5 protein-coding genes (1 of these 5 running past the window's edge) are annotated in these 17137 nt (G+C 71.0%); all 5 read right to left on the bottom strand.

Annotation, left to right across the window (positions count from 1 at the left end; genetic code table 11):
- Positions 1-73 precede the first annotated feature (73 nt).
- Positions 74-337 (bottom strand): hypothetical protein, encoded by a 264-nt coding sequence (locus ACWCQ1_RS36185; RefSeq protein WP_451028279.1) that lies wholly within the window; start codon positions 335-337, stop codon positions 74-76.
- On the bottom strand, positions 285-539 hold the full coding sequence (locus ACWCQ1_RS36180; RefSeq protein ID WP_451028278.1) for a YbaB/EbfC family nucleoid-associated protein: 255 nt from the start codon (positions 537-539) through the stop codon (positions 285-287). Before ACWCQ1_RS36180 ends, ACWCQ1_RS36185 begins: the two co-directional genes overlap by 53 nt.
- A gap of 102 nt (positions 540-641) precedes the next feature.
- The gene (locus ACWCQ1_RS36175; protein ID WP_451028277.1) at positions 642-1511 is read right to left on the bottom strand and encodes a type VII secretion system-associated protein; all 870 of its coding nucleotides are present in this window, start codon (positions 1509-1511) and stop codon (positions 642-644) included.
- A 59-nt stretch (positions 1512-1570) separates the two neighbouring features.
- Entirely contained in the window at positions 1571-2398 is an 828-nt protein-coding gene (locus ACWCQ1_RS36170; protein ID WP_451028276.1) for a type VII secretion system-associated protein, read from the bottom strand.
- 18 nt (positions 2399-2416) lie between these two features.
- A protein-coding gene (locus ACWCQ1_RS36165; RefSeq protein WP_451028275.1) for a lonely Cys domain-containing protein crosses the window boundary here: on the bottom strand, positions 2417-17137 show its end. Its footprint extends 31131 nt past the window's final position; 14721 of the gene's 45852 nt are visible here — the last part of the coding sequence; its start codon lies beyond the right edge, outside the window — the gene reads right to left on this strand; its stop codon occupies positions 2417-2419.

Raw genomic sequence — 17137 nt, 5'->3', positions numbered from 1 at the left:
TCCGGACGCGACGTTCCCACCCACGTACCACTTGAGGAACTCTCGAAAATCGGGTGGGAACTCGATCGCCATTTTACCGCCGCTTCCCGGTTCCCGACGCCGCGTCCGCGATGTCGTCCATCGCCCACTCCTGCGGACGCCCGACCGCAGAGGCCTGCGCGGCGACCGCGTTGATCAGTCCCTGCACGGCTTCGGTGATACCTGTCGTCGTCCTGATCACCGAATCGCTTGTCTCCCGCCATTTGGCACCGAGCTGGTTGGCGAAGTCGTCACCCACCCCCTCCTCACCCCACCAGCCCTCGAAGTTCCGGTAGGTCTGCTGGAACCTGGGGAGCATCCATGGCCCGGTACTTGCCGTCGAGGAACTCCAAGCTCGTCAGTTCGCCCTTCCCTCCGACGGTCACCCGGACCGCCCGGCCCGCCGAGTGAGCGGTCATCGACGCGGCGTTCAGCTCACTCGTAGCCTTGGCCACCGCTTCTTGCGTCGCTGTGAGATGGGCCATCGCCTCGGCTACGCGGTCGTTGATCGACTCACTCAACCTGGTCTCCCTGCTGGGTACTTGGTACTTCACGCGCCACTGACCACGGGTCAAGGAGCCTGACGAGCGGCCCCGGCAACCTCGCCGGGGGCGCCCCCGGTTTCAGACGTCCCCCGCCTCCCCGGTCCCGGGCTTCTCCTCCACCCCGACCGACCCGAGATCCGGCAGGTCGGTCATCGGCCTCGGCCGGTCACCGCCCGCTTCCGGATCGGCCAGGCCGCCGACCGCTTCGGGGCCGGGCCAGCCCAGGTCGCCGCCCTCCGCCTCGAACCGTTCCAGGTCGGCCTTGGCCTCCCGCAGCGCGCTCACCGTGACGAGTTGCCCCACCGGGGCGGAGGAGCTGAGGAACAGCACCTCTTTGCCCTCCGGCATCCTCGCCAGCAGATCGGGCACCGACATCACCTCGTGCGGGGGCAGTTTGGCGTCGTCCAGCTCCGGTGATGTCGAGAAGACGGGCACGGCCTCCGTGCCGTCCTGCGCGTCGGTCACCGCCAGGCCGCCGTTCTCGTCAACGCACACGGCCACCTCGGCGTCGGCGAGCATCAGGGCGAACAGTTCCTCCGAGGCGTATCCAGTGGCGACCAGTTGCACGGCGGCGTCCACGGGGCCGACCGGTGGGGCCCAGCCGTACGCGTCTGGGGAGGGGCGGTACTCGGTGTTCTCCTCCCACTCGACGATCTCGCCGTTCTCGTCGCTGCGCCAGCGCCCGAGGCTCGCCCAGGACGGCGGGGGTTCGCCCTCGTCACCGTTCCAGTGCCGGTCGATGATGGACAGCCAGTGGTCGGGGGCCACCTTGGCGGCCTTGACGTAGTCCTCGGGCGGCTCCCGGAAGCCCTCTTGGCCCTTGAGTACCGCGCCAGGGCCGCCCTGAAAGCCGCCGGTGCCGCCAGTGCCGCCGACGGGATCGTCCGCGGGGTGCGCCTCCGCGGTGTTCTCTGGCTCGTTGTCCGGTGTGCCGGAAGAACTCGTCATGGGATGAAACTCCATCGATGTGCGGTGTGTGACGTGCGGTGGGCGCGGAGTTCCGCGGATCAGGTGGTGGAGCCCAATCCCGGATCAGGTGGAGAGGTCCAAGCCGAGGGCCGACCCCCGGCGGTCTCCCCGTCAGCGGCCTCCTCCTCGGCGGGGGCCGTGGCGGCGGGCGTGGCGGGCGCGGGTTCGCCGCTGACCGTCGGGGGGCGCACGGGGGCCGGGTACTCGGGAGCCTCCCCGACAGCCGCCTCCTGCCCCTCCAGGATCCCGTTCTCCGCTCGCGCCGTTTCCTCGACCGCCTGACGCAGCACGTCGCTTTCCACGGTCATGCTCACCGGGCCCGAGGGGTTGAGGTAGAGCACATGCCCGTCCGGTATCCGGTCCAGGAGCTGGATCACCGGCATCAGCTCGTACCCGAAGCGACCGGCGGCGTGCAGGTACGTGGGGGAGGTGAAGACGGGGACCACCGACGCGCCGTCGGGCGATGTGGCCGACAACGGGCCGCCACCGGGCCCGAGCAGCACCGCCACCTCCGCGCCGACCAGCAACCGCGGTACGGCCTCACCCGGGCCGTAACCGGTTGCTGCGAGCTGGACCGCCTCGTCCACCGCGTCGGTCGGCGCGGGCCAGCCGAGCGCCTGCGGCGAGGGACGGTACTCCTCGTTCCCGCGCCACTCCTCGATGTCCCCGTCCAGGCCGGAGCGCCACTGGCCCACCACCGCCCAGTTCGGCGGCTCGCCCTCCCCCGACCACGCCGGGTCGACCATCCCCAGCCAGTGGTCCGGGGCGAGCCGAGCCGCCTCCTTGATCTCCTCGGGGACCGGCGGCGCGTCGGCAGTGGCCTCGGCCTCGGCGGTGGAGTTCGCGGCCGCCGTGTTGTCGTTCATGAGCTCCTCGTTGGGGTGTTATGCGCGGTTGTTCAGTATCTGACGGAGCTTCTCGGCCAGGGAGCCGGCGAGCTCCAGGTTCCGCGTGCGGAACCAGTCGTCGACGAGGCGCTCCAGCAGCTCGGGGGTGAGGGGGGCGCCGTCGGCGTCGTGCCCCAACGTCACCAGGACATCCCGCACGTCCTCCAGGGTGTCACGGTGTGCCGCGAGCCACTCCGCCGCTTCCTGGTCGGCCGACCCCTCCGAGGCGTCGTCCGGCCCGATGCCGGTCGGCCACTCCGTGTCGTCCAGGGCGTGCTCGTCCGGGAACCTGCCGTCGACGGCCACGTGCTCACGCAGCTCGGCCTCGGTCAGCGGGGCGATATGCCAGTAGCGGCCCCAGTTGTCGACGTAGTCGAGATCCGTTGACTCCGGGGTGCCACGTTCCCGCAGCTGGTCGAGGACCATTTGGCAGCCCCGCATGATCTCGTGCAGGGAGTGGTGGCCGGCCGTCAGCATCTCGGCCAGCAACGCGATCCGCACCAGGCCCAGGTCGAGGTCCAGGCCCCACACGTCGCGCATCGCCACGGCCTGCGTCATCAGCCGCTGCGACGAGCCGGACGTGCCGGCCAGCACCAGCCCGCCGGCCGGCTCGGTGGCGGCCTGGAAACGGCTGCTCATGGCGTAGTCCCAGCGGTTCCTCCCCGGAATCCATGCCATGTCCGCGTCCGGCATCAGCGCCCGCTCGGCCTCGCTCAGCGGGGGCCGTACGTCCTCGGGGAGCACCGCTGCCCGCAGGGGCCGTTCGGCCTCGGCGAGCAGACGCGCCTGCTCCCGGGGCGGCATGCCCTGCGTCTGTGCGCGCGCCTCGCGGTACGCGGTCATCGTGCTCGACGGCAGCCGTTCGGCGTATTCGTCGATGATCGACTGCGGCATCGGGGCGGGCGTGCCGAGCAGGTCGGAGATCAGCCCCCCGGCCGGATGCGGGGCCCCGATCCACAGCAGGCCCATCCGCTCCCGCAGGTTGCCCGACTCCACCACGGCCTGGATCCGGTCCCGGTCGGTGCCCACGGCGCCGTCGGTGCTGGGATCGGCCGAGCCCAGTTCCGCCCAGCGGCCCGCCGTCACGGCACGCTCCCACACCGCGCGAACCATCACGCCGAGCTGGGCGTTGGCGGCGTCGTGGTCGCCGAGATACCGGCCGAGCCGCTCCTCGAAACGCTCGGCCTCCTCCATGTAACGGATGCGCGCCCGGATCCAGTCCGGCGCCTGCCGGGTCGCCAGCCGCCGCCGCACGGACACCGGCGCGGCGGACAATGTCTCCACCACCCGGCGCAGCCGCGCCTCGCTGTCACCGGTGGTCTCACTGCTGGTGTCGCCGGTGGTGTCACCGGGCCCGTCCGGAAGGCCGGAGAGATAGCGGTCGCCGTCGCGGACGAGGAGGGCAGGCGGCGCGCTCCGCGTGGGGTCGCCGTGGAACGTCACCTCCCCGTCCGGGCCCGCCACGGCCACCTCCACGCCGAGCGCGCGAACGACCGTCCCCACGAGCGCTTCCATCGGCATGCTCACGCCCTCGCCCGCGTAGGAGGGGTCGCTCATCAGCACCTGGAAGCGCTGGACCGGGCTCAGGGTGGCCTCCGAGACCGGCAGCGCGTCGCCGAGAAGGGCCGCCTGGGTCTGCTGGGAGGTCCCGAGCTTCACCCCGATCCGCTTGAGCAGGCCCAGCGGGATCGTCCGGCCCCGGTCCAGCGACGGCACCGTCACCTCCGCCACGTCGGCTTCGGTGACGGTCCGCCCGAGCCAGTCGCGGAAGGCCTCGGGGGTGTCGATCCCCGCCTCCCGGAGCGCCTCGGGTACCGCGTACCGCAGGGCGGACAACAGGGTGTCGGCCGTCCGGTCGCCCTCCCCCGGCGACTCGTGCAACGCGAAGGCGGCGCCGTCGAGTTCGGAGGCGTACGGCCCGGTGCGCCGGTAATCCCCCCGCGCCGCGGGCTCGACCGCGGACTCGACGGCCGGGGTCTCGTCGTTCTCGTGCTGCGTGAGTTCCACGATCCGCGGCCACGGCTCGCTGTCGGCGTTGTGGTAGGGCCTGGGCGGGTAGGGCAGTTCATCCGTCGTGTAGTCGGCGAACTGCTGCCCGGAGACGGGATCGGTCTCGATGTCGCGGGCGGTGATGCTCAGGACCTGGCCCGGCGGGTAGAGCACCTCGTCCTCCTCACCCACCCACGCCGCGAACGGCGTCACCACGGGGGCGGTGGAGTGGTCCACGAAGCCCCGCATCGGGTGCCGGTCCCGAGCGTCGCCGATCTCTTGGGCGTCGTCGCGCATGTACCCCGTCGCCAGGCCCGCGTCCTCGCTGGTACTGCGGAACCGCGGGAGGTACATGGTGGTCGCGGTGACGAGGGGCGAGTCCTGCGGGATCTGGCCCAGGCGGCCCGGAAGCCAACCACCCCACCACACCGGCCCGTTCACCGGCGGCAGGATTTCCAACGCCTCGACCGTCATGTCGACATGCCAGGCCAGCTCGTCGTAGACGCGGTCGGCGACCCGGAACACCTGGCGACGCAGCTCCGCCACGGCCGGTCCGTCCGTGGCCGGGTCCAGATCCTCAGTCAGTACGCCGCTCGCCTCGACGATCTCCGGTTTGTTCGCCAGCAGCTCCGGCAGGACCGGATCTCCGCTCGCGGCGTCCTCCTGTACGAGCTGCCACACCTGATGCCTGATCATCCAGCGGCCGACGGCCTCGCCGAAGCGGCCCCCGGTGACGAAGGTCTTGAACAGCGTGTGATCCGGGCCGGTGTACAGGAACAGCGCGGTCAGGTGTGCGGGGGTCAGGGCGCTCAGGGCGGCCCGGCCCCGCTGTCCGAACCGTTCGAGCCACTTCCTGGTGGCCTCCACGCGTTCGGCCTGGGACTCCATCTCGCCCCCGGTCACCGCCGCCGTCACCGCCTTGAGGATGTCTTCGGGAACGGCGACGTCGTACCGGGAGACGAAGCGCGTCCTGGCGTCATACACCTGGTGGTGCGGCAGCGGTCCACGGATGCCGTAGGCCCGCGCGGCCCACTGGTGCAGCCGCACGCCGTCCCGGGTGACCTCGGTGCGCTCCGCCTCGTTGCCCAGGCCGACCAGGTGCGAGGCGCGCAGGGCCTCATGCAGGGACTGGCTGCCGGTCAGGATCGACCAGGCCAGCACCCCGTTACGGAAGGCCAGCACCTCGGCTCGGGTCGCCCCGATCGCATGGTATGCCTGCAGCAGCCACAGCGCGGGACCCACCGTTCCGCCCACGTACCGGAACCCACGGGGATCGTGGGCCCGTTGGTAGGCACCCTGACGGTGGCCCCGGGGATGCGCAGGGCGGGGGGAGCGGAGCCACCCGGGCAGGGTGGCGCGCAGAGAGGAGGGAGCCGCGCCCGCGTACGAGGCGCCGGCGAACGCGCCCATCATCTCGATCATGGACGGCCCGCTGCTCAGGAAGCGGCGTACCGCGTCGGGCTGGCCCAGCCAGCGTTCGCCGGAAGGCCCCCGGAAGAAGGCCCGGTCCGCGGCGTCCGAGCCGTGTCGCTGCGCCAGGTACTGGTGCAGCTGGAAGACGGCGCGCGCGACGGCCTGCTGGGCGGCGGGGGTGGCGGCGATCTTCTGGGCCAAGCCGAATTCGAACCGCACGCTGAGGTTGTGCCATTCGCGCTGCCTGTACATCCCGGCGAACCGCGTGCTCTCGGGCATCCCGGCGATCTGCCAGCCGGGCACGGCCCACGGCTTGCCCACCGGCGCGGACGGGGCGGGGTCCGTGATGGTGGAAGACGGGGGCTCCGGGAGGTGCTGGAAAGCATCGGCCGCCGCACGGGTCCTCGGGGGAATCCGCAGGAAAGTCGTCGGGGTGCCGTCGGGAGACTCCAGGAGGTGGATCTCGGCGGTCTTCTCGCCGTCCTCATTCCGTCCCGGAGTGACGGCCGTCCTGCCGGTGTTGAGATACACCTCCAGCCCGGTGGCGTCAGCGATGCCCTGCGCCCGCTCGACGGCGCGGGCCAGGGTGCCCGCGCCGGTTCCGGGTACGGCTCCGGGGTCACAGGCCAGCACGGTGATGCTGGTGAAACCGTTCGCCGCCGGATCCTCGCCGAGCAGGCGCCCCACCATCTCGTCGTCGGCACCGACCGTCACATCGTCCTCACGGGCGAGGACGTAGCCGCCGTTCTTTCCGTGGGACGTCCAGAAGAACGTGCCGGTGGCAGGCAACGGACGCCGCGAGGGCACCCGTTCACCACCCGGACCACGGCTCCACTCGGTGTAGTGAGTCGCCAGGGGCAGTAGACCATAGAAAGGCTCACGCAGCGCCCAGTCCTGCCGTGAGAACGATGCCTTGCCGACCGTACGGCCGTCCGCACGGCCATCCGCACGGATCTCCTGGACCACGATCCCCTCCAGAGACCGGGCGCTCTCGTGTCCCTGCCACGGAGCGTTCCAGAAGTCCGGCTCCGGATAGGCCGGGGCCGGTGCGTCGGAGGGGCCCTCCTCACCGGGGTGGGAATCTACGTCCATGTCAAGGTCGGAGTCCCATTCGCCATCCGACATGTCGGAGTCGGAGCGGCCGAGGTCGAGGCCGAGGAGATCGTCCGCCGAGTCCTCGAGCTCGGCCGGAGCGTAGGCGAGCGGGTCGGCCTGCGACGTTGCGGGGAGGCCGTCCGGCAGCGGAGTGTCACCCGCCGCGTACACGGCTCCCAGCGGGGCCACGGCCGGGGCGACGACGGATGCCTGCCAGTTTCCGTTCCGTACCCATGTGCCCGGCAGCCCGGTGGCTGTCTCGGGATGCAACTGGATGGTGAGCGGGGCGGCGAACGAAGCAGGCGACGGCCAGACCACCTGGAGGAGACCGCTGTAGCTCCAGTTGACGTGGCCGGTGCGGCGGTAGAACTGCGACGCCACCTGCCGTCCCGGGGTACCGAGACCGGACCCGAGGAAGAAGAACGGGATCCCCGGGGGTGTCGTGCGCACCAACGGGGACAACCACAGGAGCGCCTGGAACTCCTCGTCGGACACCTGGACACCGGACAGCCTCGGCAGGTGCAGCATCAGGGCCCCACTCGGCGCCGTGTCGGTCCAGAGCACCATGGGTTGCGGAGTCACGGCCTGCCCGGGCTCCTTCCACGGCGGATCGTTCCGCGTGAGGCCCTGCGGCCCCGCCACATGAACGACATCCGTGTCCACGCCGAGGGGCGCCTGCCAACCGCTCCAGTTGTAGCCCTGGACAGTCCCGTCGGCGCCGATCAGCTCTGTGGACGGTTCGAACGCGCCCATGGACATCAGGTGGTAGGCGGCCAGCGCATGCTGATCCGTGATGTCCACACCCTCCGCGAGCGCCTGCGCGGCCAGTGTCCACAGATCGGCGAGGCGTGCGGCGTCCCACGGGACGTGGCCCTGCATGTGGAGCACCCGACGGCCGAACCCCTCACGGGACACGGGTGGCATCGCGCTGAGCAGCCGGTGGGACCGGGCCAGCGGCCACAGGGCCCGTGCCATCTGGTCCCTCCCCATCGGCACGTGCCACGGGGTCTTGGTCACACTCCGCGCCAGGCTTTCGCCCAAATTGGTGAGACGGCTGAGGGTGTGGTCCACGGCCGGGTGCCGTAGTTCCCGACTGAGTTCGGCAGCCGGCCGTGCGGCCTGCCGTACTCGGGCGGCGTCCAGGACTGCCAGGTAGGCGTTCTGGTCCGGGGTGTTGCCGCCGAACGACTGGGCATAGAAGGTCCACAGATCCATCCGGAACGGCGTGAACCGGCCCAGCGCCGGGTCGTTGGCCCGCAGGTTCTCCAGGGCGACGATGCCGTCCAACACCCGCTGGTACCGGCCGCCCGGCACACCGCGGTCGGCCTCTATGTGGTTGCCGAACGTCTTCCGCAACGCCCGCACTAGTCGGCGCATGGCCTTCCGCCGGTCCTCCGGTGTCTCGTTCAGTCCGGGGTGCAAGCTGTTGTCGTACGCCAACCGGTCCAGTTCGTGGTCCAGCGGCTCCGGGACGTGGCTCACGATGCGCCCTTGCAGACCATTGCCCGCCGTGGTCAGCACGAAGGTGTCCGGCGCGACCGCGAGGGGCATGAGGGACGCGTCGACTTCCATCCTGCTGACGTTCGCGGTGTGCTGACCGAGAGAGACAACCTCCAGGGGATCGTCGACATGCGGCGGCGGCATGGATTCCCCCTGGGGCTGTGACGGGTCGCCCGCCAACGCGCCGTAACACGCATCCAGTCGCAGCCGGTAGCCCGGAGGCAGCTGGGACAGCTCGGGCAGCCCGCCGATGTAGCGTGCGCCGTCCGCGGCGCTCAGTGTCACTGTCCGGCCGTTGAGCAGGGCGAGCCCGAGGCCGCCGGGCACCCCATGGGCCATGAAGACATAGACCGCCGGGTCGACGGGCGCGATCTCTTCCACGCTGTAGTCCAGGAAAGCGTCGCCGGTCTTCACGAAGCGCGTGAGCAGCCGCTTCTCGAAATACGAGCGCGCATTTTCCTCCCGCCTTCGTGTGTTGTCGTTCACCGACATGCGGCCGTACCACTTGTGGAGGTTCGTGACCATGAGCCGGGTGTCGACATCGCTGTCCCGGAACGGAGTGCCGTCCAAAGCAACCCACTGACGGTCGACAGTCGGCAGCACGGACGCCGGCGGAGCCATCCGGACCCAGGCGCCGTACGGCAGTCGGGCATCGTGGTCGACCAGTACCGGGACATACTCACGACGGTTTCCGTTGCGCTGCAGACGTCCCCGGTCGCTGGGGCCCCACACGGTCCGCCCCAGCCGGGCGGCCACGATCCTGAGGAACTCCTGGTAGCCGCCGCCCACATACGGTATGGCCAGCACCACGGCCACGTTCCCCGGCAGCTTCGCCAGCTCGGGGTCCGCCGCCAGCTTCGCTGCGACCTCGTAGGCGTTCAGCGTCTGTCCCGCGAACGTCACGGCCCGGCCGTCGTCGCTCTCGCCCGCCACCACATAGGCGTCGTCCGGCCACGGCGCGCGCTCCTGGACCCCCTTCGACACCCGCTTGGGCGGCAGGCCGGGCCGTTGCTCGTAGACCCGGATCTTGCCGGTCACCAGGCGCTCGATAGGCTCGAGCGTCCAGTTGCGTCCGCGCACCGCACCGGAGACGTCCCGCAGCAGTGTCGTCGGCGACAGCAGCGGGTCCTCCGGGTCCGGGTCCTCGACCGTGGGAGGGTCGGACGGCGTGGAGGATGCCTGGCCCGCCGCCGACTGATCCGGCTGCCCGGTCACATCGCTCGGCGCCTGCCATGTGGTCTGCACCCACTTGGCCAGCTTTCCGGCGTTGTCCCTGCGGTGCGTCACGATGCGCAGCGGATCCGACGGGTCTTCGGCCTCGGCCACCTCGTGGGGTCCGCTGTAGACGTAGCCGAAACGCCCGGTGCGGTTGGAGTACGCCTGTGACACCGCACTCTGCTGTCCGGCCCCGGGACCGGACATGACGAAGACCGCCGGAACCGTCAGGGGGATCCGGTGGAACCGTGTCATGAGATCCGTCAGCGCCAGGAACTCCCCCTCGGACACCGGTACGGGACCGAGCGTGGGCACGTCCAGCACCAGACCCCAGGCCTGGTCCGTACCGGCCAACAGCATGATCGGCATTCCCGACTGCTGCGTGCGCCACCTCGGCTCGTACGGCTTGGCGTCGGCGATGTGAACGGACGCGCTGGTCAGCAGGTGCGCCCGGTCCCACTCGACGCCGTTCGGCGCCGGCACGCCACTCCAGTTGACGCCCCTCAGCGACTCACCGACCTCGCTGGGATCACTGGTCCTCAGCAGCCTGGACTCGTCGAACGCGCCGACTTCCTCGAGGTGGTACGCGGCCAGCACATCCGAGTTCAACGCGTCCGCGCCCTGGGCGAGGGCCTTGGCCGTCACCTGCCACAGGGCTGGGGTCCTCGTCTGGTCCCACGCGTTTGTGTCCCGCAGATGGAGTGCCTTGCTGCCCAGTTCCGCCACGTCCTGCGGCGGCAGGGCGATGCGCTGGGACGCGGCGGCGCCCGCCCACAGGGCCCACGCGACCTGCCGGGGGCCCACCTGCGCGGAGGGGTCGAGCTTCAACAGGGTCCGGACGTGCGCGTCACCGCCCTTCGTCAGCTGATCAAGGGAGTACGCCAGGGCGGGGTCGGGGGCCGGGGTGAGCCGGGCGTCCGGATCGGCGGCCAGCCGGTCGCCGGCGTCATCGAGCACGGCAAGATAGTCGGCCCGGGCCGGCACGAACCCACCCGACCGGCGGGCGAGGAACGTCCACAGACCCATGTGGAAGGGCGTCAGGCGGCTCAGCTCCGGGTCGTTCGCGCGCATCCGCTCCAGCGCGGCGATGCCATGGAGCATCCCGGTGAACCGCGCATCCTTCTGGACGTGTTCGCCGAACACCCGCTTCAACGCCCGCAGCAGCCGGAGCGTGGTCTTGCGGGTTTCCGGAGTCACAGCGCCCGGGCCGCGGTACAGCCCCGCCTCCCGCGCCAGAGCGTCGAGTTCGTGGTCCAGCGGCTCCGGCAGGTGAGCGACCCTCCTGGCGACCTCGCCACCGGGGCTGTCGAACACTACCCGGCCGGTGGTGTAGGCGCCGGTCTGGCGGGTGTACGTGGTCGCCTCCCGCCGACTCTCGTTGGCGGCGTGCTGCCCGAGTGACACGTCCTCCAGCGGGTCGTCGACGAAGGGGGCCGGCGCGGTCGAGGGATGAAAGAGCGATGGGTCGCCTTCCGATTCGCCCCAGCACACCACGATGTCCAGCTTGTAGCCGGGGGGCAGTTCGAGCACCTCGTGCAGCCCGCCGATGTAGCGGCCCGCGTCGCGGGTGCTCAACCAGATCGTGCGGCCCCGCACGCTGAGCCCCACCCTGCCCGGTTTGCCGTGCGCGACGAAGGTGTGGACCGCAGACTGCGGGGGCAACTCCTCCGATCCGGTCATGGCGTGGCCATCGCTCACCGGAACGAAGTGCGTGAGCTGGCGTGCGGAGCGGAACAACCGGTACCGCTGCTCGGCGGTGCGCCGCCTGGGCTCGTCGTCCCGATGCGACTCCAGGCCGAACCGCTCGTGGCTCTCGTCGACCATCGGCATGGTGTCCACGTCGCTGTCCCGGAACGTCGTACCGTCCAGCGCGGTCCACTCGCGGTCGGTGTAGGGCACCTTCACCGACGGCGGGTCGAACGGCGCCCAGGCGCCGAGCGGCCGGTCAGGGCCGGGGTCGATCAGTGTGAGGACGTGCGCGTCCAGCTCGTGGTCGTACCGCAGACGCCCGTCACCGCTGGGAGCCCACGCCCGCCGCCCCAGCCGGGTCGCCACCGCGCGCTGCAACGCCATGTACTGGCGACGTGCGCCGTACGGCACCGCCAGCACCACTGCCACGTTTTTCGGCTGCTTCAACAGCCCCGGATCGTTCGCTAGCTTGTCGGCGAACTCCTCGTTCGTCAGCACCTGCCCATCGAGGATCCGCACACCCCCCCAAACCAGCTCGCCGGCCACCACATAGGCGTCGCTGCCCCACGGCGCGGGCTCGTCCGACACCCGCTTCGGATCCGAGCCCGGTTCGGCCTTGTACAACGCCACCCGGTCGGCCCTCACCCGGTCGACCCGCTCACCCGTCCAGTTGCGCCCACCCGGCGCGCCGGAGGCGTCCCGCAGCAGTGTCGCCGACGACAGCAGCGGGTCCGCGGCCACGACGGACCCGGCCGACGGAGCCACGGTGACCATGCCGGCGGAGGACGTCAGGATCGGCCGGGCCTTCCAGGTGGTACTGACCCACTGTCCCAGCTTCTTGTCGCCGATTGCGGTGATGCGCAGCGGAGCGGACGGGTCGTCCTCGATCACGTCGAGGGGCCCGGTGCAGCTCCAGCCGTTCCGGCCGGTGCGGTCGGAGAACGCCTGCGACCGCCGCAGATCGCCTGCCTCGGAACCGGGCATCACGAAGACGACGGGGATCTTGACGGCCTCCTCTGTCAGCAACGGGGCGAGGTCCAGAAGCGCCCAGAGTTCGTCGTCGGGTATGCGCAGCGGAGGGTGCCCGGGCAGGTGTATCACTACGGCGCCCTGGTCCGTCCCCGTCCAGATCACTCTGGATTCCCGAAGCGACCCCTTGGGCTTCCACGGCGCCCGCTGAGAGAGGGTGGTGGTGCCGTTGCCTTGTCGCACCAGCGCGTACGACTGGTCCACGTCGACACCGTTCGGAGCCGGGCGGCCACTCCAGTTGTAGCCGGTGGGTTCCGTACCGTCGGTGAGGACCTGGTCGAAGGCGCCCAGTGTCCTGAGGTGGTGGGCGGCCAGCACATGCCGGTCGGTGATGTCCAGGCCGCTCACGTGGGCACGCATCACCAGCAGCGTGAGCTCCATGACCTGGTCGTCGCCCCACGGGGCCGTGTCCGCCAGGTGGAGAACACCGCGGCCCAGGCTCTCCTGGTCCGCCGACTGCATCCGGAACAGGACCAGGTCGGCCGCGGCCACCATCGCCCAGAAGGCCCGTGCGATGTCCTTCGGACTCACCGGCGAGGAGCCCGGCAGATCCAGCGCGTCGCGTACCAGGTCCGCCCCACCCGCGCCCGACAGCTCGTCGACCGCGTACGTCAGGGCAGTGTCCGGGAGCATCTGGCCGAGCCGGGCGTCCGGCCGCTGGGCCAACTGGCCCCGGGCGGCGTCCAGGACCCGCAGATAGGCGTCCTGGTCCGGGGTGTCCCCGCCGATTCGCCGCGCCAGGAACGTCCACAGGTCCATCCGGAACGGCGTCAGCACACGCAGATCCGGGTCGTTGGCGCGCAGGGTCTCCAAGGCACCGATGCCCTTGAGCACCCGCTCGTACCGGCCACCCGGCACCCCGCGGTCGTCCTCGGTGCCGTTGCCGAACTCCTCCCTCAGCGCACGCACCAGCCGCAGCATGGTCGCGCGGACCTCCGGCGGCACGGCACCCGGGCCGCGGTGCAGCTCCGCGTCCCGCGCCAGCAGGTCCAGTTCGCCGTCCAACGGCTCCGGTCGGGCACGCTCCACCCGTCCGACCACGCCGCCCGGGGTGTCCTCCACAGCCTGGAGGCCATGGCCAAGCCCCCTGATCATGGACGTTGCCTCGACCTCCAGTCGGCTTGCGTTGGCTGTGTGCTGTGCGAGCGACACCTCCTCCAGAGGATCGTCCACGCGCGGTACCGGGCGGCCCTCCTCCTGGTGGTGCGAGAGGTCACCGGCCGACAGGCCGTAGCAGACCTCCAGGCTTATGCGGTGGCCGGCGGGCAGCTCACCGACCTCGCGCAGCCCTCCGATGTACCGCCCGCCGTCGGCCGCGCTCAGCAGGACCGTCCGGCCGCCGCGCAGACGGAGTGCCAGCGCGCCCGGGAGCCCATGGGCCTCGTAGACGTAGATCGCGCGGTCCGGGGTGAGCGTCTCGGAACTGACGCTCACGTCCCCCTCGCCGGTGGCCACGTAGTGGATCCGCCGCTGCTTGCCGAAGTAGGCCCGCAGCAGCCGCTCCCGCCGCGCCAGGTCGTCGTTCATCGACATGCGGCCGAACCGCTCGTGGCCGTCGGCGACCAGGGGCCAGGTCTCCACTTCGCTGTCGCGGAAGACGGTGCCGTCCAGCGCCGTCCACTCACGGTCCTCGAACGGCAGGTTCACCGCCGGCGGGTCGAACGGCAGCCAGTCGCCGCGCCAGCCGTCGGCGTCCTGGTCCATCAACGTCGGGACGTGCGCGTCCAGGTCGTCGTCGTACCGCAGGCGCCCGTTACCGCTGGGCGCCCACACCCGCTGCCCCAGACGGACGGCCACCGCGCGCTGTACCTCCATGTGCTGCGAGCCCGCGTACGGAATCGCCAGCACCAGGGGCACGTTCTTCGGCAGCTTCGCCAACTCCGGGTCTGCGGCCAGCTTCTCCGCGAACTCCTCGTAGCTCAGTTCCTGCCCGTCGAGGGTCTGCACACTCCCCGGGACCAGCTTCTTCGGCAGCTTCGCCAACTCCGGGTCCGCGGCCAGCTTCTCCGCGAACTCCTCGTAGCTCAGTTCCTGCCCGTCGAGGGTCTGCACACCCCCCGGAACCAGCTCGGCCCCCACCGTGTACGCCTGGCTGCCCCACGGCGCGGGCTCGTCCGCTTCCCGTATCTCCGGCTCGCCCGGCCTGTCCTGGACCACCAGCACCCGATCGGTGCGCATCCGGACGATCTGCTCGTGCGTCAGGTTGCGTCCGCGTACCGCGCCGGAGGTGTCCCGCGTCAAGGTGTCCGGCGACAGCAGGGGATCGGTCGCCGGGGCCGTCGGGGCGTAGACACCCTCGGTGCTCGACACCGACGAGGACTGCGTCAGCGGATTCCGCGGCTGGCGGTGGGCCGCGATCCATTCGCCGAAGTCCTGGGTGGCCGGATCCGGAAGGACGGCGATGCCGAGCGGATCGGACGACGTGGCGGCGCTCAGCGTCATGGGACCGCCGTAGCTGAAAGCAGGCCGTCCGGTGCCCTGCGAGAACCGCTGCACCAGTCGCGGGTCCAGGGCTCCGGAACCGGTGGTCAGGAAAAGGATCGGCTGGCCCAGGGGAAATGCGTCAAGCGGCGTGGCGAGACCCATGAGAGCCAGGAATTCGCCGTCGGAGACCCGGAGAGGACTGCGGCCGGGCAGGTGCAGCCCCACATTTCCGGCCGCATCCACGTCGACCACGGTGAGCAGCGGCTCGGGCCTTCCCTTGCCCTTCCAGACCGGCTCGACCCGCCGGCCGGAGCCCTCGCCGGGCCGTTGCTGGTACACCCTGTCCAAGTCGACGCCCTTCGGCGCCGGGACACCGCTCCAGTTGACGCCCTGGAAGTTCTGCCCCCGCGTCAGCAGAGCACCCGGGCCGAACGCACCGATGTCCTTCAGATGGAAGGCGGCCAGCACATCGACATCCGAGGTGTCTAGGCCCGTCGCTGTCGCCTTCGCCATCAGCGCCCAGAGCTGCTGCTGCTGTGACCGGTTCCAGGGGTCCGCCGGGCCCAGATGAAGGACCCTGCGGCCCAGTGCCTCAAGGTCCGCCGGCGTTGTCCCGCGGAACAGTGTCCCGGCCGTACGAGCCATCGCCCACACGGTGGACGCCACCTGCTTGGGCGTCACGGCCGCGGAGGCGGACAGCTCCTGGACATAACGCGTGGCGGCTTCGCCCTGGGCGGAGAACGCGCTGAGGGTCACCACTAGGGCAGGCGACGGCAGCTCCTTCCTGAGCTGGGCACCGGGCCGGACCGCGATCCGGTCCCGGGCGAAGTCGAGCAAGGCCAGATGCCCGGCCTCATCCGGGGCCCTGCCGCTGTGCTGCTCGGTGAGGAAGTCCCACATGTCCATCCTGAACGGCGTGCGCCCGCCCAACACCGAGTCGTTCGCGCGCATCCGCTCCAGCGCGCCGATGCCCTCCAGCACCCGCTCGTACCGGCCGCCCGGCACACCGCGGTCGTCCTCGATCTCGTTACCGAAGGCGGTCCGCAGCGCCCGCACCAGCCGGAGCGTGGTCGCCCGCACCTGCGACCGCGTGGCACCGGGGACGGTGTCCAGACCCGCCTCCCGCGCCAACCGGTCCAGCTCGTGGTCGAGCGGCTCGGGCCGGTAGATGACCCGGCGGGCCCGCTCGCCGCTGACCGCGTCGAAGACCTTGCGCCGAAGGCTGTCGGCACCGGTCGACCTGGTGGCCGCCGAGACCTCCCGCCTGCTCTCGTTGGCGGCGTACTGCCCGAGTGGAACGTCGTCCAGCGGATCGTCGACATGGGGCGCGGGGAGGTGGTAGCCATGCGGCCGCCTCGGGTCACCGTCCGACGCGCTCCAGCAGACCTCCAGATGCAGCCGGTGGCCCGCCGGCAGCTCCCGCACCTCACGCAGCCCTGCGAGGTACCGCGCGGCATCCCGCTTGCCCAGCCACACCGTCCGGCCGCCCCTCAGCGGCAGCGCCAGTCGGCCCGGCTCCCCATGACCGGCATAGACATAGATCTCCGGGTCCGGGGTGATCGTCTCGGAACGCTCCTCCTGAACGCCGCCACCGGCGGGTACGTAGTGCACGAGGCGCCGCAGGTGACGGAACCCGCGGAGCCATCTCTCCCGCTTCCGCAGATGGTCGTCCTTCGCCACCGCCAGCCGGCCGAACCGCTCGTGGCGGTAGTCGGTCAGAGGCCTTGTCTCCACCTCGCTGTCCCGGAAGACGGTGCCGTCCAGCGCCGTCCACTCCCGGTCCTCGAATGGCAGCGTCACCTCCGGCGGGTCGAACGGCACCCAGGCACCGACCGGCTCATCGGGGTCACGGTCCATCAGCGCCAGAACATGCGCGTCCAGTTCGTCGTCGTACTCCAGACGCCCCTCCCCGCTGGGCGCCCACACCTTCCGCCCAAGACGGGTGGCGACCGCGCGCATCAGGTCCATGTACTGCGTGGCGCTGTACGGAATCGCCAGCACCACCGGCACGTCCTTCGGCAGCTTCGCCAGCTCCGGATCCGCGGCCAGCTTCTCCGCGAACGCCTCGTAGCCCAGCACCTGACCGTCGAAGGTCCGCACTCCGCCGGGGACGTGCTCGGCACCCGTCACATACGCCCGGTCACCCCACGGGGAATCGTCCGAGACCCGTACCCGCGGCTTCTCCGGCCTGACCTGGTACTCCACCACCTGGTCGACCCGCACCCGGTCGATCCGCTCACCTGTCCAGTCACGCCCACCGGGCGCGCCGGAGGTGTCCCGCACCAGCGTCGTCGGCGACAGCAGGGGATCGCCCGCGGACGTGGGCAGCGCGGTTCCGGGAGGTGGGGAGGACATGAGGGGGGT

This window comes from Streptomyces sp. NPDC002144 (genome assembly GCF_053593695.1).
Note: the sequence above shows the minus strand (reverse complement) of the source record. Positions and strands in the feature narration are given on the sequence as shown.

Excerpts from the sequence above, each read along its gene's own strand:
- ACWCQ1_RS36185 (WP_451028279.1), bottom strand. The coding sequence starts at position 337 with ATGCTCCCCAGGTTCCAGCAGACCTACCGGAACTTCGAGGGCTGGTGG.
- ACWCQ1_RS36175 (WP_451028277.1), bottom strand. The coding sequence starts at position 1,511 with ATGACGAGTTCTTCCGGCACACCGGACAACGAGCCAGAGAACACCGCG.
- ACWCQ1_RS36170 (WP_451028276.1), bottom strand. The coding sequence starts at position 2,398 with ATGAACGACAACACGGCGGCCGCGAACTCCACCGCCGAGGCCGAGGCC.